This window comes from Streptomyces sp. NPDC107498 (genome assembly GCF_055582805.1).
The window spans coordinates 108,803-131,886 of record NZ_JBVJPE010000001.1 but is presented as its reverse complement, the minus strand read 5'-3'; the positions used below and the strand labels follow the sequence as shown (position 1 = coordinate 131,886).

Sequence of the window (23,084 nt, the reverse complement as noted above, 5' to 3'; positions counted from 1 at the left end):
GCCCACCCGCCCGCGCTACTGTTGTCATGCGACAACAATTGCTTGATGGCTCACCGAACGATTGGCCCGCCGGGTCACAGCAGGGAGACGATGCAGGTGGCGGAGCGCGACACGGGCCTCGAAGCGGCGAAGGAGCTGGGAGGCTTCCTGGAGCGCCGACGTGAGCAGATCGCCCAACGCTGGGCGGAGGCCGCTCTGTTCCGCACGGTCTTCACCGTTTCGCGTGACGAGGCGGTGGAGGCGTGCAAGGCCGTCGTGGACGCCTTGGCCGACGTGGCCCGGAGCGGGCTGCTGGAGGACGTCCAGGCTCCCGGGTTCGTCGCCGTCAGAGAGCAGCTCGGCCGGATGTCCGCTTCCCGGGCCAGGGCCGGGTTCAGCCCGTCCGAGATCGCCGGCGAGGTCGCGGGCCTGCGCGAGCCGGTCAGCGCGCTCATGCGAGCAGAGGCCGAGGAACCGGCCGACGAACACGCGCAGGCCGGTCAGCTCGCGCTGACCATCCTCATCGGCACGCTCCGCCTGGTGGTCATGGAGACCACCCTCAGCGCCGGCGACGAACTGATCGCCCGGCAGCGTCAGCAGCTGCTGGAGGTGGCGACCCCGGTCATCAGGCTGTGGGACGGCGTCGTCGCCGTACCGTTGATCGGCACGCTGGACAGCGCCCGCAGCCAGGTCGTGATGGAGAACCTGCTGGAGGCGATCGTGGACCAGCGTGCTCACTACGCCATCCTCGACATCACCGGTGTGCCGACGGTCGACTCGCTGGTGGCGCAACACCTGATGAAGACGGTCGCCGCAGCCCGCCTGATGGGCGCGGAGTGCATCCTCTCCGGGATCCGGCCCGCCATCGCGCAGACCATCGTGCAGCTCGGCATCGACCTCGGAGCGATCACCACGCGGGCCGGCCTGGCCGACGCCCTGGCGTACGCACTGGACCGGCAGGGGATCGTCGTCTCGCCGCGACCGGGCACGGGAGCGAGCTCACGGTGACAGGACGCCCCCTCACCCGGCCGGGGCCCGTGCCGGTGCTGGTCCTGGGAGACGTCCTGCTCGTCACCCTGCAGGGAGACCTGTACGACAGCGCGGCCGAGCGACTGCAGCAGGAGATCGCCCACCGCATCGCGACCGGCCCGGGGCCGGTGGGCGGCGTGGTGATCGACATCTCCGGAGTGGAGATCGTCGACTCCTTCCTCGGCCGCGTCCTCGCGGAGATCGCCGCGAGCGCCCGCTTGCTGGCCACCCGGACGGTGCTGGCCGGCATGCGCCCGTACGTGGCCATCACCCTGGTCGAACTGGGCCTCACCCTGCCCGGCCTGATCACTGCCCTGGACGTCGAAAGGGCACTGTTCCTGCTGGGCCGCGGGTCACATGTGGCCCGGCCGACCCACCCGGAAGAGGGTGCATGATGCATGCCCCGCCCGTCTCGGCCACGTGCCTGCCCATCGGTTCCGACGCCGATCTCGCCTGGGTGCGCCAGGAAGTGCGCCAGGCTGCGGCCGCCCTCGGTTTCGGGCTGGTCCAGCAGACGAAGCTGGTGACCGCGGTCAGCGAACTGGCGCGCAACACCCTTGTCCACGGAGGCGGTGGCCACATGGACATGACGCCGCTGGGCGGCGAGGGCAACCGCGGGCTGCGGCTGTCGTTCGTCGACGCAGGACCCGGGATCCGGGACGTCGAACGGGCCATGACGGACGGTTACACCACGGGAAACGGTCTGGGCATGGGTCTGAGCGGCGCGAAGCGCCTGGTCGCGGAGTTCGCCCTCGACAGCCGCCCCGGGCACGGCACCACCGTCACCATCGCCGACTGGGTCTCCGGCGTGCCCACGCCTCGCGCAGGTGCGTCATGAGCAGGGTCTGGGACATCCCCGTCCAGGACAGCACCCGGGTCCGGGACGTCCGCGTGGCCGCCGAAGCGGCCTCGGCCCGCGAAGGACTGGACCCCCATTCCACCGCGGTCGCCGCCCTGGTGGCCACCGAACTGGCGACCAACCTCGTCAAGCACGCCGGCGGCGGCCGCATCATGATCAATCTTTCCGGCTCGCCCGCTCCCGCCCCCGGCGCCGAGCCCTGCGTGCAGATCACCTCCCTCGATCACGGGCCCGGGATGGGCGACACCGGCGCCTCGCTGAAAGACGGCTGCACGACGGCACCGTCCTCCCTCGGCGCCGGTCTCGGCACCTGCCTTCGCCTCTCCACCGACTTCGACCTGCACAGCAGGCTCGGTCGCGGCACCGTCGCCGTAGCCCGCATCCGGCCGCGAGACCCGCGGCGCGCAGCCGCGTCCCCCGCGCGCCCGGACGTTCGCACCGGGGGCATCAACACCTCCCTCGCCCACGCCGAACACTCGGGAGACGCCCACTCCACCGTGCGCTCCGGCTCCCGGGTCACCCTGATGCTGGCAGACGGTCTCGGACACGGGGCCGAGGCGGCCGAGGCGTCCACAGCGGCAGTCGAAGCACTGCGCCACGTGGCGGAGCGGCCGCCGGCCGAGATCCTGCGCCATCTGCACGCCGTGCTGCGTACCACGCGGGGCGCCGCCGTCGGCGTGGCGCAGCTCGACCGGGACGCAGACCGGCTGTCGTTCGCCGGGGTCGGCAACATCGGCACCAGACTGCGCGCCGCCGGTCGCTGGGAGCACCTCATCTCCCACCCGGGGATCGTGGGCGCGCACTTCCCCGCCACCGTCCCCGTGCGCGAGGTGCCCTGGAACCCGGACAGCCTCCTCGTCCTGCACAGTGACGGCCTTCCCAGCCGCTGGGTACCGCCGGACGACCCCGAGCTCCTCACCCGTGACCCGGCCGTCGTGGCCGCCGTGATCCTCCGGGACGCCGGCAGCGCCGCACGCCCCCTGCGCGACGACACCAGCGTGGCCGTCCTGGCCCCCGCCCCATCGGATGGCAGACCATGACCTCGACGACGCACACCTGGAAGACGGCGACGACCGCCGACGCCGCCCAGGTACGTGCCGCACTCGACCTGCTCACGGCAGACGGCGGAACACCACCGCTCGAACGGGCCCGCTTCCTCACCTCGCTCACGGCTCGCCTGCGCGCCTGCCTGGACCAGGGGGGCGACTGGGAACTTCTGCTCACCGTCCGGAGGACCACCGACGAGGACGGCCGGCTCGACATCCGGCTACGACCGATCGGCGCCCCCGCGCCCGTACCGAAGGACACGCCCACCCTCACGTGCACCCTGCCCGCACCTTCGGCAGAGTGCCGCCTCCCTGCCCGCCCGTCACTGGCCGAGGCACTCCTGCGTGCCGACGAGACCACCACGTCCGTGCTGGGCCGGCTCGACGAACAGGAAGACCTGCTCCGGCTGCACCGGGAAGAGCTGCACAACACCAACCAGGGCGTGGTGGCCCTGCACGCCGACCTCGAGGCCGCCGCACGGGCGCAGCGCGAGCTGCTCGAAGCGGAGCAGACCGCACGTGCCGAAGCGGAGCGGGCCCGGCGCCTGCTGACCTTTCTCGGCGACGCCAGCGCCGCCGTCACCGAGTCCCTCAGCCCCACGGCCGTCCTGCGGCGACTCGGCGAACTGCTGGTGCCGAACTACGCGGAACACCTGGACATCTGGCTCTTCGACGAGGGTGACGAAGAGCCCGACACCGAGCAGGCCCGCCAGAAGCGCGGGCACTCGGCCGCTGCGGTGGCCGCGGCCCGCACGGGCCGCCCCCACCATGCCGCCCCTCACCCCGGCGGCTTGCCGGGCACCGACGACCTGCCGCCCTCCGTGCTGTCCCCACAGCGGCCCCTCCTCGCCATTCCACTCGTCGCACGACGCGTGCTGGGCGTGCTCAGCCTGACCGCCCCGGGCCCCCGCTTCGACGCCGACACCTGCGTGATGCTGGTCGAACTGGCCCGCCGCGTCGCCGTCGCCCTGGACAACGCCCGCCGTTACGAGCAGTACCGCGACACCGCCGAGACCCTCCAGCGCGCCCAGCTCACCGAGCTTCCCACCCCGCCCGGCCTGCTCCTGGCCGCTCGCTACCTTCCGGCCGCCCAGGGCATGAACATCGGCGGGGACTGGTACGACGCCTTTCACCTGCCCGACGGCAGCCTGCTCACCGTCATAGGAGACGTCACCGGCCACGGAATGCACGCCGCCGTGGTCATGGGCCAGTTGCGCACCGCTCTGCGCGCCTACGCGGTCGAGAACAGCAGACCGGGCGAGATCCTCACCAAGCTGCACCGCATGCTGCGGCACCTGCAGCCCGACCTCTACGCCACCGCCATGATCGCCCGCTTCCAGCCCGGCGAGCCGGAGGTCGTCTGGGCGTCCGCCGGCCATCCCCCCGCCGTGGTCCGGGCCGTCGACGGGACCGTACACGTCCTGGCCGCCAAGCCGGGCGTCATGCTGGGACTCCCGGTGCCCTTCACGTACGGGGAACACACCGCCGTCCTGCCCGCGGGATCGTCCCTCGTCATGTACACCGACGGCCTCGTCGAACGCCGCGCGCGCGGCATCGATCCGGGCATCGAACGTCTCGGCCACGTCGTGGCCGCCCTCGACCTCTCGGAACTGGACCACGATCTGGACGCCGCGGCCGACACTCTGCTCAACCGGCTCCTGCACGACTCCGAACGCGACGACGACGTGTGCCTGCTCGTGTGCCACAAGCCGGCCTCCGCCGCCAGCCGGCGCGGGGGCGAACGGATTCCGCCCTGGCGACGATCTGGGGCGGAGCCCTTCTCGCGAGGTAGCGTGGAAGCGGTAAGGCGAGAGGGTGTGTGGAGTGAAAAACTTTGACCTGCTTCCGTCCGCCGAAGCCCAGCTGCGCGCTGCCGCGCCGCACGCCCTGCTCGCCACCGCCACCCGCATCCTCACCGAACAGGCGGGGGCCCGGCAGGTGACCATCCTTCTCGCCGACTACGGCCTGTCCGTCCTGCAACCGGTCTCCCAGCTCCCACTCACCGCGGCACCGATCCCGGCTCGCGACGGTCCGGCCGGCAGCGCCTTCGTCCAGCAGAGCCCGGTCGTCGAGGTCCTCCAGGACGGGACCGGCCACCTTGCGCACCTTCCCATCACGGTGCGCGGTGACCGCCTGGGCGTCCTCACCGTGCGTCTGCCCGTGGGCGGAGCCGACCCGGACACCGTGCTCAAGCTCGGCTCCTTCGCCACGGCCCTCGGTCACGAGCTCCTCACCGCGGATCGTGACACCGACCTCTATCAGCAGGCCCGCCGCACCCGGCGACTCACTCTGGCCGCGGAGATGCAGTGGCAGCTTCTTCCCGGCCGCGGCTGTGCCCGGGAGGAGTACACGATCGGAGCACACCTCGAGCCCGCCTACGCCATCGGCGGCGACAACTTCGACTGGTCGACCAGCGCGGACCATCTCCTCCTCACCGTCACCGACGGCATGGGCCAGGGCATCGAAGCCTCCCTGCTGACCGGCCTCACCGTCGGAGCGTTGCGCAACGCGCGCCGCGCCGGAATAAGCCTGGCGGACCAGGCGTCGCTCGCCGATCAGGCGGTCTACGCCCAGTACGGCGGCAAGGTCTACGCTTCCACGCTCCTGCTGCAGTTCGACCTGGCCACCGGCGCCGTGCACGCCGTCGACGCCGGATCCCCCCAGCTCTTCCACCAGCGCGACGGCGGCACCACGCGCATCGACCTGGAAGCGCAGTTCCCCCTCGGCATGTTCGAGGAAACGCCCTACAGGGAACAAACGTTCGAGATCGAGCCGGGTGACCGCCTCATCGTGGTCAGCACCGGCGTCCACGGCACCCGCTCCGCCACCGGCGACCTCTTCGGCGAGCACGTCCTGCGTCAGATCCTGGGTGCCACCCGCCCCGTGTCTCCCCAGGAGACCGCCCGCGCGGTCGTCTCCGGGTTGGTGGAGCACTTCGGCAGCGACGAACTGGCATCCGACGCCGCCGTGGTCTGCCTGGACTGGAAGGGACGCCCCCGCTGACCGGCACGGGTCATGGTTGCCGTGTCGTACGGATCGTGCCGTCCTGAGCGGCCAGGAAGGCGCTCAAGCCTCGGCTCAGCGCCTCCTGCTCGGTCGAGTCCATCGTCGCCACGACTTCGGCGAGCGCCCGCGACCTGTGCGAGGCCACCTCGTCCAGCACCTGACGGCCGTACGCGGTGAGGTTGAGTTGCAGCTCACGGCGCTTGTGCGGGTGCAGCACGCGTTCCAGCAGTCCGGCGGCGACCAGCCGGTCGCACAACCGGCTGGCGGTGGGCAGTGCTATGTCCATGCCCTCGGCCAGCGCGGTGAGATTGAGTCCCGGTGCCGACCGCAAGACGTGCAGGGCCCGGAGCTGGTGCTGTGACAGCCGCAGGCTCGCCCGCTGGCTCGCTGAGGACCACAGGTGCATGAGACCGTCCACGGCATCGGCGATCTCCAGCACGAGGGACAACGGATCTTCGCCCGGTCCCTTCGCCTGGCCGTCCCCGGAGCCACTGAGACGAGTCACGTACCCATCGCTTTCAGCAATCGCCTACACAAACGGGATGCACCTCATTCAAACGCGGTACCCGATGAGTCGCCGAACAAGCGCCGCCGGTGGAGCCATCGTAGATCTCAGGACGCATGCGGCAGCCTGTTGCCGACAGGACGACGTCCGGCAGGGCCTTCGCACCTCTGCCGGCTCGCTCGGCCCCGTCACCGCCGACGGCCGGGGGAAGTTCCCACGGGCGTCGTCCAGCATGAGCGTCGCGCTCTTCAGCCCCTGTCGGCCGATCCGTCCCGGATCGGCCGACAGGGGCTGAAGGCGGTGTCCCACGCTCACGGTGCCGCCGGCGCCGACCGTCCCCGCACCGCTGGCGCACGCGTCCACGACCGGAGGCCCGCCCGTCCACCGAGCACACATGGGGTCGGCGTGCGGCGTGCGTGGTGACACCGGGCCGTCGGATCGAAGCACCTCGCCGTCAGGGCGTCATCGCCGTCAGTCGTTCAGGTCTCGGTCGAACTCCTTGGCGCACGTATCCCGCTCGGCCTGTGTGTTGGCGTGCTCGACGCAGTCGTCGAAGTTCTTGAACTCGTCCGAGTCGAGGATCGAGGCGCCGATGGCGAGTACGACCGCAGAGGCGAGCATTCCCAGCACGCCGAGGACCGCGCCGATGACGGACATCGTGCCGTGCCGGCCGTGGCCGTGGCGAGCCTTGCGGGCGCCGAGGACGCCGAGGACCAGGGCGACGAGGCCGAGCACGATGCCACCGAGGACGGTCCAGAAGAGAAGGACCGCTGCGATGCCGAGAACGAGGGCCGCGACGGCCGGACCATTGCCCCGCTTCGGGTCCGCGACCGGGCCGGTCCGTGCGGAGTCGTTCGCACTCGTGGGGTGGGGGGAGAGGGACACGCGATCACACTCGTCTCTGTTGCCCTGTACGTCAGTTGTCCGGGTGTCGTGTGCCCGCGAGGGGGAGATGGATGCCTGGCCGGCCTGCCCCGTCGGTCGGGGTCGCCGGACGCAACGGCCCTGCGGCCAGGAGCGGGGTGCCTGCGCGGCCCGCATGCTCGTCACGCTCGGCCTGACGGGGACGGCGAGGGGCGTGGCTGTCGTCGGTCCATCGGCCCGCCCTGCACCCCGGGCTTCCCGCGGTCGCCGCAGTCCCTCACACCGACGGACCCGTGGAGGCCGGGTGAGCCCTCGATCGGGCTCGGCCGGGACTTCTCGTCCCACTTCCGCAACCGTGCCTTCGATCCGGTGTGCGGACGAACCGCCGAGTGGCGCGACCGGTCACCTCAGCGGCACCAATGCGTGGATGGTTTTTCCCCCGGCCGAGGGCGTCACGGTGACCTCTCGGCTGAGGCGCCGGACGATCTGCAGACCGAGGCCGCCGGGACGCGTGCCTCTTGTGCCCGAGACGTCGGTCGGCCAGGACCGATTGCGGTCCGTGACGGTGATCCAAAGGCCCTCGTCGGCGAGGGACAGCCTGAAAGCGCGTACACCGCCGCCGTGCCGGATCGCATGGGTGACCAGTTCGGAGGCGACCAGACGGGCATCGATCAGGATGACGTCCTCACCGAGGGTCGGCTGCTCGCGGCAGAACCCCTCGTCGAGGAATCTGCGCACCTCGTCGCGCGCCGCGGCCGCCGACACGACATGGCTCCACTTTTCGGTCTCTCGACGGAGGGTATTCATTTCGTCGGTAGTGATGGGTAACACCCCCTGCTCGTCCTTACTATTCTCGTTGCCTCCATTTGCCCTTCGATGTCGATTGCATGCCGTCGAGCCTTTTCGGTTCCCTCTTCGCACGTCGTGCGGCAATGACACGTGGCCGCGAGCGGGACGCGCGAAGGTCGCCCCACCGTCAAGGGCGGACCGCCGTCGATCAGCACGACGGCGTCGGCGAGGATCGCGGAGACACGTTTCCGGCGGAGGGCGTTCGGGTGAGACGGGGAGAGCGCACGCGTACGTCGGGGGCTTTACTCCGCCTGGGTCATCACATTGCCGGGAAAGGGCGCCGGCCGGTCAATGACGTGCTGCTCGGCCGAGGAGGCACGTCGCGCCGCCGGATCAGGCGGAAAGGGGGTCTTCAGGAAGTCGGCCCAGACGTGCTTGCCGCCCTCGTGGCTGTCGACGCCCCAGTCCGCGGCCAGGTGATCGAGAAGGTGAAGTCCGAAGCCGCCGGTGGCCGTCGTGAGGCCGGGTGCCCGCTGAACGGGGTGGGTGCGGCTCTTGTCACGGACGGTGATGCGGGCGCCGTCGGGTATGGGGTCGAGGTGCACCCACGCGTCTGTGCCGGCGTGGCGGTGGGCGTTGGTCACGAGTTCGGAGACGAGGAGCACGACGTCGTCGATGCGCTCTCGGGGCCAGCCCCACGTGCCGAGTGCGGTGGCGGTGAGGTCACGGGCGCGAGCGAAGGCACCTGGCTCCAGCGGAACGTGCCAGATGTGCCCGTACGAGTTCATCTCATCCATCACTGTCCCGGGTCGCCGCTCGAACATCGGAGGGAAGGGTATCCACAACGGATGTGTCGCACCGGCCCGGCTCCGGCTCCGGCCCCGAGGCCGGGGCCGGGCCGGGCAGGGCGGCGGGCGGACCACCGCTTCTTCCCCCATCCGCGGCTGGGGTAGGCTTCCTCATATTTGTCGTACGGCAACGATTGCCGACGAGGGGGAGCGGCCTGTCCGGGCCGCGGCCGTGTCCGGCTCACCGGCGGGGCTCCAAGCAGCGTCCAACGAGGAATGGTCATGGCTGAGACGACGGTCGACAACGCGCGTGTTCCCCGGACACGGGCGCGGAGTGTGGGCAAGGTGGGGGAGCCGGAGCTGCGTCAGCTGCTGGCCGGACTGACGGCGGTGCGGGACGGCGACTTCGGCACCCGCCTGCCGGACGACGCGGACGGCCTGCTGGGCGAGATCGCCACCGTGTTCAACGGCATGGTCGACCAGCTCGCCCTTTTCACTTCCGAGGTGACCCGCGTCGCCCGCGAGGTCGGCACGGAAGGCACCCTGGGCGGGCAGGCCGAGGTACCCGGTGTCTCCGGCACCTGGGCCGATCTGACCGACTCGGTCAATGCCATGGCCGGCAACCTCACCACCCAGGTCCGTGACATCGCCCAGGTCGCCACCGCGGTGGCGAGGGGAGACCTTTCGCAGAAGATCGACGTCGACGCCCGCGGCGAGATCCTGGAGCTGAAGAAGACCATCAACACGATGGTCGACCAGCTGTCCGCGTTCGCCGACGAGGTGACCCGTGTCGCCCGCGAAGTGGGCACCGAGGGCAATCTCGGAGGCCAGGCGGATGTGAAGGGCGTCTCGGGCACCTGGCGGGATCTGACCGACTCGGTCAACTTCATGGCCGGCAATCTGACCGCCCAGGTCCGTAACATCGCGCAGGTCACCACGGCCGTGGCGCAGGGCGACCTGTCGCAGAAGATCACGGTGACGGCGCGGGGCGAGATCCTGGAGCTGAAGGAGACCATCAACACGATGGTCGACCAGCTCTCGTCCTTCGCCGACGAGGTGACCCGAATGGCCCGCGAAGTGGGCACCGAGGGAATCCTCGGAGGCCAGGCGGATGTGAAGGGCGTCTCGGGCACCTGGCGGGATCTGACCGACTCGGTCAACTCCATGGCCGGCAATCTGACCGCCCAGGTGCGCTCCATCGCCCAGGTCGCCACGGCCGTGGCGCAGGGCGACCTGTCGCAGAAGATCACGGTGACGGCGCGGGGCGAGATCCTGGAGCTGAAGGAGACCATCAACACGATGGTCGACCAGCTGTCCGCGTTCGCCGACGAGGTGACCCGGGTCGCCCGCGAGGTGGGCACGGAGGGCAACCTCGGCGGCCAGGCCACCGTCCGAGGCGCCTCCGGCACCTGGAAGGACCTCACGGACAACGTCAACGTGATGGCGTCCAACCTCACCGGGCAGGTGCGCTCCATCGCCCAGGTCGCCACGGCGGTGGCGCGCGGTGACCTGTCGCGGAAGATCACGGTCGAGGCCAAGGGAGAGGTCGCGGCACTCGCCGCCGTGATCAACACCATGGTGGACACGCTCTCGGCGTTCGCCGACGAGGTGACCCGAGTGGCCAGGGAGGTGGGCACCGAGGGCCGCCTCGGCGGCCAGGCCCGGGTGCCGAACGTGGCCGGCACCTGGAAGGACCTCACCGACAACGTCAACTCCATGGCGAACAACCTGACCGGCCAGGTCCGGAACATCGCCCAGGTCACCACCGCCGTCGCCAACGGCGACCTCTCCAAGAAGATCGACGTGGACGCCCGCGGCGAGATCCTGGAGCTGAAGACCACCATCAACACCATGGTCGACCAGCTGTCCTCGTTCGCCGCCGAGGTGACGCGCGTGGCCCGGGAGGTCGGCAGCGAGGGCCGGCTGGGCGGCCAGGCCGAGGTGGAGGGCGTCTCCGGCACCTGGAAGCGGCTGACCGAGAACGTCAACGAGCTCGCCGGGAACCTGACCCGGCAGGTCCGCGCCATCGCCGAGGTCACCAGCGCCGTCGCCGAGGGCGACCTGACCCGCTCGATCACCGTCGAGGCGTCGGGCGAGGTGGCCGAGCTCAAGGACAACATCAACGCGATGGTCGGCTCGCTGCGCGAGACGACGCGGGCCAACCAGGAACAGGACTGGCTGAAGTCCAGCCTCGCGCTGATCTCCGGCCTGATGCAGGGCCACCGCGACCTGGCCCTGGTCGCCGAGCTCGTCATGGACAGACTCACCCCGCTGGTCTCGGCCCAGTACGGAGGGTTCTACCTGGCGGAGGACACTTCCGCGGGGGCCGAACTGCGCCTCGTCGGCTCCTACAGCCGTCCCACCGACATCACGGGTCACGACCGCTTCAAGCTGGGGGAGTCCCTGGTGGGCCAGGCCGCCCGCAGCCGACGCACCATCGCCGTCGACGGAGTCCCCGCCGACTACATCGGCATCTCCTCGGGTCTCGGCCGCACGACACCGGGCAGCCTCGTCGTGCTGCCCATCGTGGTGGACGACCAGGTCCTCGGCGTCATCGAACTGGCCTCCTTCACCGCCTTCACGCCGGTCCACCGGGACTTCCTCGAACAGCTGATGGAGACGGTCGGCGTCAACGTCAACACGATCGTCGCCAACGCCCGCACCGACGAACTCCTGGACGAGTCCCAGCGACTGGCCGGCGAGCTCCAGGCGCGTTCCGAAGAGCTCCAGGTCCAGAAGCAGGAGCTGCAGCGCTCCAACGCCGAACTGGAGGAGAAGGCGGCCCTGCTCGCGGCCCAGAACAGCGACATCGAGGGCAAGAACCTGGAGATCGAGCAGGCCCGGCAGGAGCTGGAGGACCGCGCCCAGCAGCTCGCGCTGGCCTCGAAGTACAAGTCCGAGTTCCTGGCCAACATGAGCCACGAACTGCGCACCCCGCTCAACAGCCTGCTGATCCTGGCCCAGCTGCTGGCCCAGAACCCCACCCGCAACCTCACGGCCAAGCAGGTGGAGTACGCCGGCATCATCCACTCGGCCGGCTCGGACCTGCTGCAGCTGATCAACGACATCCTCGACCTGTCCAAGGTGGAGGCCGGAAAGATGGACGTCAATCCGGAGCGCGTGGCGCTGCGGCAGCTCCTGGACTACGTCGAGGCCACCTTCCGGCCCATGACGTCCCAGAAGAGCCTGGACTTCACGGTCTCCACCGCCCCGGGCGTCCCGGCGGATCTGGTCACCGACGACTCCCGGCTCCGGCAGGTGCTGCGGAACCTGCTGTCCAACGCCGTCAAGTTCACCGAGCACGGCAGCGTCGAACTCCGCATCGAACCGGTGTCGGACGACGAGCTCCCGGCGACCGTCCACCGGGGCGGCCCGGTCGTCGCCTTCCGCGTCAGGGACACCGGCATCGGCATCGCCGAGCAGCACCTCGAAGCCATCTTCGGCGCCTTCCAGCAGGCGGACGGGACCACGAGCCGGAAGTACGGCGGCACGGGCCTCGGCCTGTCCATCAGCCGCGAGATCGCGCACCTGCTCGACGGAGCACTGACCGCCGAGAGCGTTCCCGGCCAGGGCAGCACCTTCACCCTCTACCTCCCGTGCACCCGGCCCGGCTTCCAGCGCGACCTCGACCGGGCCACCTCCGAGGACACCGGCACGGCAGCGCTCCCGGCAGCGGAAGCGCCGTTCGACAGCGGTCGATCCGCCCGTGCGGAGATCGAGGCGCGCAAGCCCCGCCGCCTGCTCGTGATCGAGGAGCGCCCGCGCGGACTGCTCTCCCTCGTCGCCGAGAGCGCCGTCGCCGAACTGGCCGGCGGCCACGACCGCGACCCCATCGAACTCGTGGCGGTGGTCGGACCCCAGGAAGCCGCCGGCACCCTGGCCGCCGCACCCGTCCACTGCGTGGTGCTCGAACTCGACAGCGCCGACAGCGACGCCATGCACTTCCTCGACGCGATGAGCGGCGACGCCGCGCTGCGCAGCGTCCCCGTCCTCGCCCACAACAACCGACGCCTCGACGCCGCCTTCGAGTCGACCCTGCAGGACCTGGCCCGCAAGCGTCCTCTGGAACTGCTCTCCAGCCTGGACGAACTGCGCGAGCGGATCGCCCTGTACCTCTCCGCCGAACAGCCGGGCGACGTCGTGCCCCTGGTCCGCATCGACGAAGCGCGCCCCCAGGCCTCCCAGACCCTGGACGACTCCCTGCACGGCCGGACCGTCCTCGTCGTCGACGACGACGCCCGCAACCTCTACGCCCTCACCGGCATCCTGGAACTGCACGGCATCCAGGTCCTCCACGCCGAGAACGGCCGCAAGGCCATCGAGGCACTCGCCGACCACCCGCACGTCGACCTGATCCTCATGGACGTGATGATGCCGGAGATGGACGGCTACACGGCCACCGCCGAGATCCGGCAGATGCCCGACCACGCCGACCTGCCCATCATCACCGTCACCGCCAAGGCCATGCCGGGCGACCGGGAGAAGAGCCTCGCCTCGGGCGCGAGCGACTACGTGACCAAGCCCCTCGACGCCAACGACCTCATCGACTGCGTCCGTCGCTGGTTGGACCCGCAGCAGGACGCGCCGGTGATGTCATGACCGACCTGGCGAACGTCGAGGCCGCGGAGACGGCCGACGGCACGGAAGCGGACGGCGTTGCCCCGGTCGCCGAGACCTCGGCACCCCCGGCAGGGCAGCGGGCGTCCGCGGTCGGCCGCCTGACGGCGACCGTGGAACGACTGCGCGCGGAGGTACGCGCGGCACACGCCGCCGCGGAGGGCCGGGCACTGATGGAGCTCGCCAAGGGCGTGATGGTCGAGCGGCTCGGCTGCGGGCCGGCTCAGGCAGCACGTCAGCTGAACGAATTGGCACGGCAGGCCGGTCTGTCCCCGCTCGAACTGGCCGCTGACATCGTCAACCAGGCGGCTCGCGACCAGTTCGCCGCGGTGGCGGACGAATTCGTCCGGCACACGAACGGAGAGCAGGGCGACTCCGCGCCCTCCGTCGCCGTCCGACTGCGCGCCGCCGAAAGCGCCGCGCTCGCCGCGAGCGACACCCAAGCCGTCGCCGAATCCCTTCTGGAACACGCCCTCGCCCCGCTGGGAGCGACCGCCGTGGCCGTATGGGCAGCAGGTACGGAAGCCTCCCTCACCCTCTGCGGGCATGCCGGATTCAGCACGGACGAGGCGAATCGCTGGCGGTACGTCCCGCCGGGCGTCGCGACCGTGGCACGGCAGGCCCTCGACGAGCGGCGCATCGTACGGATCGAGTCCCTCTCCGCAGCGGGCCCGCCCACCATCGGTCGTGCCCAGTCCCTGGGCGGCGGCCGTGTGGCGGTGCCCGCCGGCACCGGGGGCCGCATCCACGGAGTCCTGGAGATCTGCTGGCCCGAGCCGCTCGCGCCGCACCTCCCGGCCATCACCAGGCAGATCGAAGCCCTCGCGGAACTGTGCGCCCACACGCTCGAAAACCTACCGCTCTTCACTGAGCCCCCCACCAGCACCCGGGCGTCGGCCGACGTATCGGAACTCGTCGACCTCTCCGAATCCCTGTACGACTCCGCCCTGGTCCTCACCCCTCAACTCGACGGCGACGGCCATTTGGTCGACTTCCGCATCCGCCACGCCAACAGCCGCTTCCTCGACCCCGCCGGGCGTCCCCGCAGCGCCGTCCAGGGCGCTCTGTTCCTGGAGGCCTATCTGACGGCCGGCGGCGACAGCGAACTCTTCGAGAAGATCGAACGCGTCTACGCCACCGGAGAACCCTTCCGCGCCCAGCGCGCGACGCTCACCGCCCTGGTGGACCAGGTACCCCTGACCACCGTCGCCGACATCAGCATCAGTCGGCACGCCGACTGCGTCCTGCTCATCTGGCGCATGGAGGACGAGACGGTACGGCTGGCCAGCCTCCTCCAGCACGCCCAGCGTTTGGGGCGCATCGGCGGCTTCGAGGAGAATCTCGTCACCGGGGACATCACCTGGAACGGGCAGCTCTTCGACCTCTACGGCAGGGCGATCACCGACGGCCCGGTCTCCCTGCAGGACCTGGCCGAGCACGCGCACCCGGACGACGCCGTGGCCATCGGTCGCTTCCTCCGGGCGGTGCTGCACCGTCGCCGCGCCGCATCGACGTCCTTCCGCCTGCAACAGTCCGACGGAGTCACCCGCCACATCCGGATCATCGCCGAGCCGGTCCTCGACGCCGGCGACCAGCTCCTCGCCGTGCGCGGCGCCTACCAGGACATATCGTCCCAGCACTGGACCGAGGTGGCCCTCGCGGTCACCCGGGACCAACTCGCACAGACCGAGCAGGAGTCGGCGGAGCGGAACCGGCTGGCCCTGCAGCTCCAGCACGCCATCATGCCCCCGACCCGCGCGCCCCTCGACACGCCGGGCCTGGACGTCGCCGTGCGCTACCGGCCCGCCGAGGCCGAGGCCCTCGTCGGCGGCGACTGGTACGACGCCGTCGTCCTCCCGTCCAAGCGCGTCCTGCTGTGCGTCGGCGATGTCGCCGGTCACGGCATCGAGGCGGCGACCGGCATGGTCGTCCTGCGCAATGCCATGCGGGGCCTCGCCATCACCGGCGCCGGTCCCGGCCAGATGCTGTCCTGGCTGAACGTCGTGGCGCACCACCTCAGCGAACAGGTGACCGCCACCGCCGTGTGCGGCGTGTACGACCCCGACACCCGCGTCCTGCGCTGGGCCAGGGCAGGCCATCTGCCGCCCGTCCTGGTCCGAGGGCCCAAAGCCGACACCCTTCCCCTGCTCGGCGGACTGCTCCTGGGCGCGCTTCCGGAGGCGGAGTACCAGGAGGAGGAGGTGCAGCTCGAGCTGGGCGACACGCTGCTGATGTACACCGACGGCCTCGTGGAGCGCAGGGACACCTCGGTCCAGGTCTCCCTGTCCCAACTGCTCGCCGCGGCAGAGGGCCCGGCCACCTCGCTGGAACGCCGGCTCGACCAGCTGTTGCTGCACAGCAAGTCGGACACCGACGACGACACCTGCCTCATCGGCATCAAGGTCTCGTGAAGCGAGAAGCGGACCGGGGCGGGCGCGGCGCGGGGCCCGGAGTCAGAGGAAGCGGCGAACGGGAGGCACGACGCTCCCTCCGGTGCGCCGGAAGAACGAGTGGCCCTTCCAACGGCCGGGCATGACCTCGGCGTTCACCGAGAGGTCGTCGTCGAGAAGAAGGTGCCGGGGGCGAAGCAGACGGTAGCCGGCCGGAAACGTTCGTTCGCGTGCCGGGCGCAACCGCACCCGGCACGCGGATCCGGCGAACGGGAGCCCGTCTACTCGTCCGCGCCCCGGCTCCCCGGTCGCGCCAGTGCCTAGGCGGCGGAATCCCCCTGTCCCACGGCGACGAGCGCTTCCTCTATGTCCGCATGGATGGGGGTCGTCATGTTGAGCCCCGTGATCTCGAGAAGACGGCGGACGGCGGGCGTCGGCGCCACCAGGTGCACGTCCCCGCCCCTGTCCCGTGCCTCTCGGACTCCCTTGATCACCACGTTGAGACCCGAGGAATCCATGAAGCGCAGAGCCGAGAGGTCCAGTACGAGGTGACGGCGACCGTGGAGGAACTGGTTGGCGACGTGGTGGTGCAGGAACGTGGCGGTCTCGGCGTCCATTTCGCCGCCAACGGTCAAAATTGCCGTACTGGCGTCCGAAACCTTGACGTCAATGTCCAGGTTTTCTTCACGAGTGGTCATGGTTCCTGCTTTCTGAAGACGTGACGGGTTCCGGCGAGCGGCGGGGCGCCCGCCTTGTGGCGCAGAACCGGAGCGGCACGGCGGAGGACGCCCGGCGACGAGCCGGGAAAGCTCATGGCCGACGGCCCGGACGCATCGGTGCCACCGCCGGTGAGTTCGACCTCGGACCGCCCCCATATCTTGTCGTCCGGCAAATATTAGCGGGTGCGTCAAACCGCGATGACGGGGCCCGGGCGGCACGGCGGTCCTGTCCGCCCGCGCGGCACCACCTGTACGGTCAACGACGCACAGCAGATCACCGCGAAGAACGGCGTCACCGCGAACTGCCCGTACGACAGGGTCGGCAACGAGACCGGCACCAAGGTCGACTCGTCCTCCTCCAGCCCCCGAGGCGTCCGGCGTGCCGAGGCGGACACACGGGGTGCTACGGGTTTCGGGGGTCTCGCGGCGGGCGTCGGCGCGATCACCGAAGGGCGGTCGACGGGATCCTCTTCCGCGTGCGGACCGGCCTACCGCGGTGGGACCTTCCTGAGCGCTTCGGCAGTGGGAAGGCCGTTGACGAACGACACCGCCGCTGGTCGGCGGACGGCACGTGGGACCGGGTCCTGTGTGCCGGCCGGGCCGACGCCGACCCGGCGCTCAGTCGGCGAGAGCTTGGCGCAGCGTTTCGCGGCAGTCGATGACGGTATCGATGCCGACGATCTCGAGGGTGCGGCGTACGGATTCGCCCGGGGCGGCCAAGCGCAGCCAGCCACCGACCCGGGTGAGGTCGTGATGGGCGGCAAGGAAGATGTTGATGCCGCTGGAATCGATGAAGGTGACCTGACGCAGGTCGACCACCGTGTGGGGGCCGGGTGCGCCGGGGGCCCGCAGCGCCTGACGCAGAACATCACCGGTGTGGTGGTCGATCTCGCCCGCGAGACTCAACACACGGATGCCGTCGCTGGCGGTGACCACCGCCGTCAGCTGGTCCGCGCTTCCAGCGTTTTCGCTGCTCGTACTCGCTCCGTCATGCATGTGCGTGATCCTGGCACAGACGGGTGCCCACCCGCAGCACCGCCCACGGCGATGAGGGAGCGCCGACGTGCCCGACTCCACAGCGGACAGGGGTGTGACCCACAAGAACCGGGGCAAGTGACCCCACCGTGAACGGGGAACACACGGCTGTCCTGGGCCCGGGCCTGCCTTTCACCCGCGCCGCCGACGCAGGCCGGGCGGGTCAACGCGGCCTCGAGATCGTGAGGGCGGTGGCCGGAGGCTTCGAGGTCCGGCGCGGACCGGTCGGCAAACGGATCACCGTCCGCATCGCCTTGACCGACGACCCCGGCGCGACTCCACCCGGGACGGCGAGCGGCACCGCGGCTGCCACGTGGCAGCACAGGCTCCCGCCTGATCGCGGCCATCAGGGGCAACATGATCTACGCGGAACCCGACGGAACACCGAGGATCACGAGCAGGCACACCGGCGAGGAGGGCTACAGGTGAGCAGGAGGCCGCTGGACCGAAGCGGGCCCGGGCCCACGCTCGTACGCGAACAGCACGGCACCGGCCCCGAGCACTGCGCCGCAACACTCGCGCACGGCGCCGTCCCGGAGCCGTACCCGACCGTCCACCGCCCGGCCACCGGCTACCTCCGGCTCGGCCTGACCGCGCCCGCCGGCACCGGCGCCGTCCCGGGCCGGCGGATTCCGACCGACCCCGACGACCGCACCGTCGTCCCGACCGTCCCCCACGAGGAGAACCGCATGACCAGCGCAGACGAAGCCCGCTCCGCCGCCGCCCACATCCTCGGCCCCGGAGCGGCCGTCAAGGCCGTCCCCCGCCCCGGCGGGAACGTCTCCCTCACCATCGCCCTGGACGGCCACGTCCTCGTCGTCGACGGCCACCCGGAGACCGGCTGGGGATGGAGCATCGACCCGGACGAGGCGAGCGGGTTCACCGGCCACGACCGCACCGCCGACACCCTCGACGACGCCCTGCACGCCGCGCGCACGGCCCTGGCCGCCTGACCGGCTCCCCTCGCAGAGCACCACGCCCGCGACGTGGTGGCGCTCGCGCCCGACCGGGCGGCTCACTCGGTGTCGAGCCGGTGGTCGGCCCAGACGTAGCTTTCGGGCAGCAGGTCGGTGACGGGGACGGTTCGGATGCGGTCCCCTTGGCCGACGACGACCTTGAGGGCCGGGAAGTGGTCGAGGAGGACCTGACGGCACCGGCCGCACGGGGGAACCACCCCGCGGTCGCGGTCGCCCACGGCGACGATCGTGTCGAGGTCGTAGGCGCCCCGGGCGGCCGCGGTGCCGATGAGGACCAGCTCGGCGCAGGGCCCTCCGGTGAAGTGGTAGGCGTTCACGGCGGTGACGATCCGGCCGTCCTGGGCGCGGGCCGCGGCTGCCATGGTGTGGTTGTCGCCCCGGCAGCGTGCGCGGGCGACGTGTGCCGCCGCCTGGATGAGTTCGTGGTCGACGGGGTGGGTCCGCCTGGTCATCTTCTTCTGCCTTCGTCAGGTGTCAGGTGACGTTGACCCGTGTGACGGGGGTGCGCAAGCGAGTATCGGCGGTGTGCTCGTTCCGTCGGATGACGAACCGGCGCATCATGCCGCCCTGCTCCTCGCCCGGGTCGTGGGCGGCGAAGAACAGGTGGCGGACGCCGTGCGGGTGGGTGCAGGCGGCCCGACGGCGCGGCCTCGGCTCGTGTTCGAGGCCTTCGAGCCCTCCAGACGTGGAAAGGAGACCCCCTCCTCGCGGATGCAGGGATCGGGGGCCATCGCCGATCGGTTGGGAGGACGGTGAACACGGGGGCTGGTGGGCGAGGGCTGCGCAGGCCGGTGAAGTCGTCGTGGCGGGTCCAGCGGGGGCAGGTGAAGCTCCCCCCTTCAACCCGCAACACGGCGCCTGGGCATGATTCCTGGGCTGGATCGGATGGTGCGTCACATGGTCCGACAGCTCGCCCGCGGCATCGGCTCCTTCTTCAAGGACTGCTGTTGCGTCACGTCCACCCGCTGTCCGCACCCGTACACGAGCGGACCTGCGGTGGGAGGCGTTGTGTTCTTCCTTCGGGGCCAACGGCTCCGCCTGACCGCGTTCTCGGTGAAGCGGGGTGATCAGGCCGGTGCCGCGGTAGCCACCGTCACCGTCGAGCACGCGCGCGCCGACCACCAACGCTGGAAGCGGCTGACCCGTCGGACCCACCGGCGAGAGGTCCTGCCCGACACCTACCGGGCCATCGACTGCCTCGTCTCCGACCGCAATGCCGCCACCCGGCAGAACCACCGGCTCAGGACCGTGCACCTCCCACGCGATCATGCACCAGCTTGACAGCGCCGGACAGTTCCCGTGCCTTGCAGTCGTCGTACGGCTCCTGATCCCCGCTCCGGCTCCGGCGCGGGTGTCACGGATCCCGGTGCCCGCCGTGTGGGGCCGCCCGGCTGGGTGGACCCGGCGAGGGCTCGCCCGCCGCGAGGTGCTCCAGGACCTCCGCCAGTTCCTGGCAGGCGCGGCGCACCGACCGGCGGGTCGCACGCTGCTCGGTGATGACGGCGGCGAGAAGCAGGGCGGTCAGGGCGGCGGAACCGTTGAACGCCTGGAGCTTGGCCATGATCTCGACGTCCGTCAGGTGGAGGAACGCGCCCCGCCCGGAGGTCGCCTCGAAGGTGGTGAGCACGGAGGCGAAGAGCGCGCACAGCATGCTTCCGGCGAGCTGGAAGCGGAGCGCTGCCCAGATCAGCAGGGGGAAGACGAGGAACAGCATGCTCATCGGACTGAGCACGGCCATGGGCATGAGGACCAGGGTCGTCAGCCCCAGAAAGGCCGCCTCCTTCCAGCGCCGTACCGGGAACCGTCCGGCCGGCCCCGCGAGGACGAGCAGGAGCGGGGCGACGAGCAGCACCCCCATCGTGTCGCCCACCCACCAGGCCAGCCAGACGGGCCAGAACTGGCTCTTGTCCAGAGAGCCCTTCGCCACCTGCAGTCCGACCCCCGCGGTCGCGCTGATCAGCATGGCGCCGAACCCGCCGAGGAAGACCAGGGAGAGCCCGTCCCGCAGCCGCGCCATGTCGCGCCGGAAGCCGGCCCGTCTCAGCAGCAGGAAGGCGCAGAGCGGCGCGACGGTGTTGCTCACCACGGTGACCACTGTGGTGGGCCCCGGAGCGGTGAGGGAGGCGATGACGAGGAAGGAGCCGAGGGCGATCCCGGGCCAGACCCGCGCGCCGAGCAGCAGCAGGGCGGCGACGGCGACGCCGGTGGGCGGCCAGATGGGGGTGACCACCACGCCTTCGACGACGAGGCGACCCATCAGTCCGAGTCGTCCGGCCGCGTAGTAGCAAACCGTCACGGCCAGCGACATCAGAGCCGCCTCCGTAGAGGGCCGGAACTGCCGAGTGTCCAACACGTCAGCCATCAGACACCGGCCGGGCCCCCGTGACCGGGCAAGGACCCCTGCGTGTCGGGCGCCGCCTTACGGCACGGGCCGGTCCGAGGACCGGCCCATGCCGGGGCGAGCCCCCTCCCCCCGCTCCTCGACCGCCGACCGGGCCGGACCGCCGTCGTGGCCGACGACCAGGACGGCCGCGTCGTCCTCGTGCCCCACCGTGGCCGCCAGCTTCATGACGGCGGTGGCGAGTGCGTCGACGTCCAGCCCGGCGACGGCGGTGATCCCGGCGAGCCGCGTCACCCGGTCCAGACCCTCGTCGACGTGGAGCGAGGGCCCCTCCACCACCCCGTCGGTCAGGAGGACGAAGACGCCGTCGGCGGTGAGCCGGTGGCGCGTGGCCGGGTAGTCGACGCCGCGGAGCACACCGAGCGGAGGACCGCCCTCGCTGTCGTCGATGCCGGAGCGGCCGTCGGTGGTGGCCCAGATGTGGGGGATGTGACCGGCCCGGGCGCACTCCAGGGTGCCGGCAGCGGGGTCGAGCCGCAGGAAGGTGCAGGTGGCGAAGAGGTCGGCGCCCAGAGCGATCAGCAGGTCGTTGGTGCGACCGAGCAGCTCTCCCGGGTCCCCGGTGACGGAGGCCAGCGCGCGCAGTGCCACGCGGACCTGTCCCATGAAGGCGGCGGCCTCGATGTTGTGCCCCTGCACGTCACCGATGGACATGCCGATCTGCCCGCCGGGCAGGGAGAAGGCGTCGTACCAGTCACCGCCGACGTTGAGCCCGTGGTTGGCGGGCTCATAGCGGACGGCCAGCCGGGCACCCGGAAAACTGGGCAGGTCCGAGGGCAGCATGTCGCGCTGCAGGGCCACGGCGAGCTCGACGCGGGAACGCTGCGTCTCGGCCAACTCCCGCGCCCTGGCGGTCAGCGACCCGAGCCGGACCAGAAGGTCCTCGCTGTTGTCGGCCGGCCGTCTGCGGAACATCGATCACTCCGACGTCACGACAATCCTCGCATCGGTCCGTCCCGCCTCCAGCACGCGGGACCACGGGGGACCACCTCGGTACGAACAGGTCGTTCCCCACTCTGCCCGGAGGGGACGGCGTCCGCATCTCATCGGCGGAGAACGCGGCGGATCCCGGCGGGGTCACCCCGCACCGCCGGAAACGAACATCGGTTCGACGGGATCGAAGGCACCACCCCACCCCTGACCTCGGCGCACGCGGTGCTGTGGGACGACCGGAACGAGCTGCTGTGGGCCACCGGAGGCACCCTCGTCCGCACCTGTCGCGTCGGGGGCACGCGGCGCGGGGCACGGCTGGAGAAGCACGGCCCGACGTCACCATCGCCGGGAACGGACACGACATCCAGCCCGACCAGGCCCGGCCGGGCACCCTGCTGGTCACCGACAGTCACTTCTCCGTCGTCGGCGACCGCACCCGGCAGGGCGCCCAGATCTACGAGGCGCGGCCCTGCACCACCCGGTTCCACCGCGTTCCCGCACGAGGACGGCGGTGACCGGCGTCGGAGGGAGCAGGCGGGGCAGCGCAGGGCCGTCGCGTGCGCCGAGGAGAGAACACGACTGACGACGCCCTCCTGTTTCTCGCGGACGGCCCGGCCACCCGGCCGGGCGCGCCGGTCGCCGTCGTGGGGACCTGGAGTGCCCGGAGACCCCGGCGATACGGGCCTGGCTGGACGCACAGGGAGTCCGCCCTCATCAGGCGCGCTCCGGCTGCTGCCGCCCGAGGAGGCGGCGGCCGCCCCGGAAGGAGTGGAGAAACTGCCCGTCCCGCTGAGCGAGGAGGAACTGCTCCGACTGCGCCACGCGCTCGCACCCGGTGCTCCGCTCGGGTGGAGGAGGAGCCGCCGGCCCACTGCGACTGCGCCGGTGACCGCGACGCGCTCCTCGCCCGGGCCGTGGCGGGAATCGCCCCGCACCGCGTCACCGTGGATCGTGGACGGCACCCTGGTCCCACGCGGCGCGTTGGGTTGCGCGGACGCTCCGACCTGGCGACTTCGGCGGACGGCGAATCTCCCGGCGATGGCCGGCACCGCTGCTCCGAAGGCGGGCTCCAGGGACGTGAGCCCGCATGTGGGCGTTGTGGAACGTGGTGCTGTAGGGACGGGCCGTCGTCCGCGGCGGTGACCAA

General features: G+C 71.1%; 20 protein-coding genes and 3 pseudogenes. 14 read left to right on the top strand and 9 right to left on the bottom strand.

The features are described 5' to 3' along the window. Positions 1 to 90: 90 nt before the first annotated feature. From ACZ66Z_RS00585 to ACZ66Z_RS00560, 6 genes are read left to right on the top strand one after another with little or no spacing between them, the layout of a single operon-like run. A complete protein-coding gene (locus ACZ66Z_RS00585; RefSeq protein WP_469932238.1) occupies positions 91 to 987 on the top strand; it encodes an STAS domain-containing protein in 897 nt (298 codons plus the stop codon). After that, entirely contained in the window at positions 984 to 1,403 is a 420-nt protein-coding gene (locus ACZ66Z_RS00580; RefSeq protein WP_469931755.1) for an STAS domain-containing protein, read from the top strand. Before ACZ66Z_RS00585 ends, ACZ66Z_RS00580 begins: the two co-directional genes overlap by 4 nt. Beyond that, a complete protein-coding gene (locus ACZ66Z_RS00575; protein WP_469932237.1) occupies positions 1,403 to 1,846 on the top strand; it encodes an anti-sigma regulatory factor in 444 nt (147 codons plus the stop codon). Before ACZ66Z_RS00580 ends, ACZ66Z_RS00575 begins: the two co-directional genes overlap by 1 nt. Next, positions 1,843 to 2,907 carry a SpoIIE family protein phosphatase gene (locus ACZ66Z_RS00570; RefSeq protein WP_469931754.1) on the top strand — a complete coding sequence of 355 codons (1,065 nt, stop codon included), beginning with the start codon at positions 1,843 to 1,845 and terminating at the stop codon, positions 2,905 to 2,907. The genes ACZ66Z_RS00575 and ACZ66Z_RS00570 overlap by 4 nt, the downstream gene beginning before the upstream one ends. Continuing rightward, complete coding sequence (locus ACZ66Z_RS00565; protein WP_469931753.1) at positions 2,904 to 4,751, top strand: PP2C family protein-serine/threonine phosphatase; 1,848 nt, start codon at positions 2,904 to 2,906, stop codon at positions 4,749 to 4,751. The genes ACZ66Z_RS00570 and ACZ66Z_RS00565 overlap by 4 nt, the downstream gene beginning before the upstream one ends. Beyond that, positions 4,738 to 5,916, top strand: a complete 1,179-nt coding sequence (locus tag ACZ66Z_RS00560; RefSeq protein WP_469931752.1) for a PP2C family protein-serine/threonine phosphatase — start codon at positions 4,738 to 4,740, stop codon at positions 5,914 to 5,916. The genes ACZ66Z_RS00565 and ACZ66Z_RS00560 overlap by 14 nt, the downstream gene beginning before the upstream one ends. 10 nt (positions 5,917 to 5,926) lie before the next feature. On the opposite strand, the gene ACZ66Z_RS00555 is transcribed toward ACZ66Z_RS00560, so the two are convergent. The 4 genes from ACZ66Z_RS00555 to ACZ66Z_RS00540 form a co-directional block, all read right to left on the bottom strand. Next, positions 5,927 to 6,424, bottom strand: coding sequence for a MarR family winged helix-turn-helix transcriptional regulator (locus ACZ66Z_RS00555; protein ID WP_469931751.1), 498 nt, complete (start codon positions 6,422 to 6,424; stop codon positions 5,927 to 5,929). A gap of 471 nt (positions 6,425 to 6,895) precedes the next feature. Further along, positions 6,896 to 7,309, bottom strand: coding sequence for a DUF4190 domain-containing protein (locus ACZ66Z_RS00550; RefSeq protein WP_469931750.1), 414 nt, complete (start codon positions 7,307 to 7,309; stop codon positions 6,896 to 6,898). 381 nt (positions 7,310 to 7,690) lie between these two features. Beyond that, entirely contained in the window at positions 7,691 to 8,119 is a 429-nt protein-coding gene (locus ACZ66Z_RS00545; protein ID WP_469931749.1) for an ATP-binding protein, read from the bottom strand. Between the two features lie 260 nt (positions 8,120 to 8,379). Continuing rightward, positions 8,380 to 8,874, bottom strand: a complete 495-nt coding sequence (locus ACZ66Z_RS00540; protein WP_469931748.1) for an ATP-binding protein — start codon at positions 8,872 to 8,874, stop codon at positions 8,380 to 8,382. A gap of 273 nt (positions 8,875 to 9,147) precedes the next feature. Between ACZ66Z_RS00540 and ACZ66Z_RS00535 the strand changes: the two genes are divergently transcribed. Both ACZ66Z_RS00535 and ACZ66Z_RS00530 read left to right on the top strand, forming a co-directional pair. Beyond that, the gene (locus ACZ66Z_RS00535; protein WP_469931747.1) at positions 9,148 to 13,464 is read left to right on the top strand and encodes a HAMP domain-containing protein; all 4,317 of its coding nucleotides are present in this window, start codon (positions 9,148 to 9,150) and stop codon (positions 13,462 to 13,464) included. Beyond that, entirely contained in the window at positions 13,461 to 15,893 is a 2,433-nt protein-coding gene (locus tag ACZ66Z_RS00530) for a SpoIIE family protein phosphatase (RefSeq protein ID WP_469931746.1), read from the top strand. The genes ACZ66Z_RS00535 and ACZ66Z_RS00530 overlap by 4 nt, the downstream gene beginning before the upstream one ends. 299 nt (positions 15,894 to 16,192) lie before the next feature. On the opposite strand, the gene ACZ66Z_RS00525 is transcribed toward ACZ66Z_RS00530, so the two are convergent. Further along, on the bottom strand, positions 16,193 to 16,570 hold the full coding sequence (locus ACZ66Z_RS00525; RefSeq protein WP_469931745.1) for an STAS domain-containing protein: 378 nt from the start codon (positions 16,568 to 16,570) through the stop codon (positions 16,193 to 16,195). 437 nt (positions 16,571 to 17,007) lie between these two features. Here ACZ66Z_RS00525 and ACZ66Z_RS00520 point away from each other — a divergent pair. Continuing rightward, a pseudogene (locus ACZ66Z_RS00520) lies at positions 17,008 to 17,208 on the top strand (transposase); the annotation flags it as partial. A 1-nt stretch (position 17,209) separates the two neighbouring features. On the opposite strand, the gene ACZ66Z_RS00515 reads toward ACZ66Z_RS00520, so the two are convergent. After that, positions 17,210 to 17,587 carry an STAS domain-containing protein gene (locus tag ACZ66Z_RS00515; protein WP_469931744.1) on the bottom strand — a complete coding sequence of 126 codons (378 nt, stop codon included), beginning with the start codon at positions 17,585 to 17,587 and terminating at the stop codon, positions 17,210 to 17,212. Between the two features lie 158 nt (positions 17,588 to 17,745). Here ACZ66Z_RS00515 and ACZ66Z_RS00510 point away from each other — a divergent pair. After that, positions 17,746 to 17,913, top strand: a pseudogene (locus ACZ66Z_RS00510) (ATP-binding protein); the annotation flags it as partial. 138 nt (positions 17,914 to 18,051) lie between these two features. Further along, the gene (locus ACZ66Z_RS00505) at positions 18,052 to 18,579 is read left to right on the top strand and encodes a VOC family protein (RefSeq protein ID WP_469932269.1); all 528 of its coding nucleotides are present in this window, start codon (positions 18,052 to 18,054) and stop codon (positions 18,577 to 18,579) included. A gap of 62 nt (positions 18,580 to 18,641) precedes the next feature. On the opposite strand, the gene ACZ66Z_RS00500 is transcribed toward ACZ66Z_RS00505, so the two are convergent. Continuing rightward, positions 18,642 to 19,055 carry a cytidine deaminase family protein gene (locus ACZ66Z_RS00500; protein ID WP_469931743.1) on the bottom strand — a complete coding sequence of 138 codons (414 nt, stop codon included), beginning with the start codon at positions 19,053 to 19,055 and terminating at the stop codon, positions 18,642 to 18,644. 640 nt (positions 19,056 to 19,695) lie between these two features. Here ACZ66Z_RS00500 and ACZ66Z_RS00495 point away from each other — a divergent pair. Beyond that, positions 19,696 to 19,884, top strand: a pseudogene (locus ACZ66Z_RS00495) (hypothetical protein); the annotation flags it as partial. A 73-nt stretch (positions 19,885 to 19,957) separates the two neighbouring features. Here ACZ66Z_RS00495 and ACZ66Z_RS00490 read toward each other — a convergent pair. Together ACZ66Z_RS00490 and ACZ66Z_RS00485 are read right to left on the bottom strand one after the other, a co-directional pair. Then, positions 19,958 to 20,965, bottom strand: coding sequence for an MASE1 domain-containing protein (locus ACZ66Z_RS00490; protein WP_469931742.1), 1,008 nt, complete (start codon positions 20,963 to 20,965; stop codon positions 19,958 to 19,960). Positions 20,966 to 21,022: 57 nt separating this feature from the next. Beyond that, positions 21,023 to 21,919 (bottom strand): PP2C family protein-serine/threonine phosphatase, encoded by an 897-nt coding sequence (locus ACZ66Z_RS00485; protein ID WP_469931741.1) that lies wholly within the window; start codon positions 21,917 to 21,919, stop codon positions 21,023 to 21,025. A gap of 269 nt (positions 21,920 to 22,188) precedes the next feature. On the opposite strand from ACZ66Z_RS00485, the gene ACZ66Z_RS00480 reads away from it, so the two are divergent. After that, complete coding sequence (locus ACZ66Z_RS00480; RefSeq protein WP_469931740.1) at positions 22,189 to 22,452, top strand: hypothetical protein; 264 nt, start codon at positions 22,189 to 22,191, stop codon at positions 22,450 to 22,452. Between the two features lie 142 nt (positions 22,453 to 22,594). Continuing rightward, entirely contained in the window at positions 22,595 to 23,080 is a 486-nt protein-coding gene (locus tag ACZ66Z_RS00475) for a DUF6003 family protein (protein ID WP_469931739.1), read from the top strand. Positions 23,081 to 23,084 lie beyond the last annotated feature (4 nt).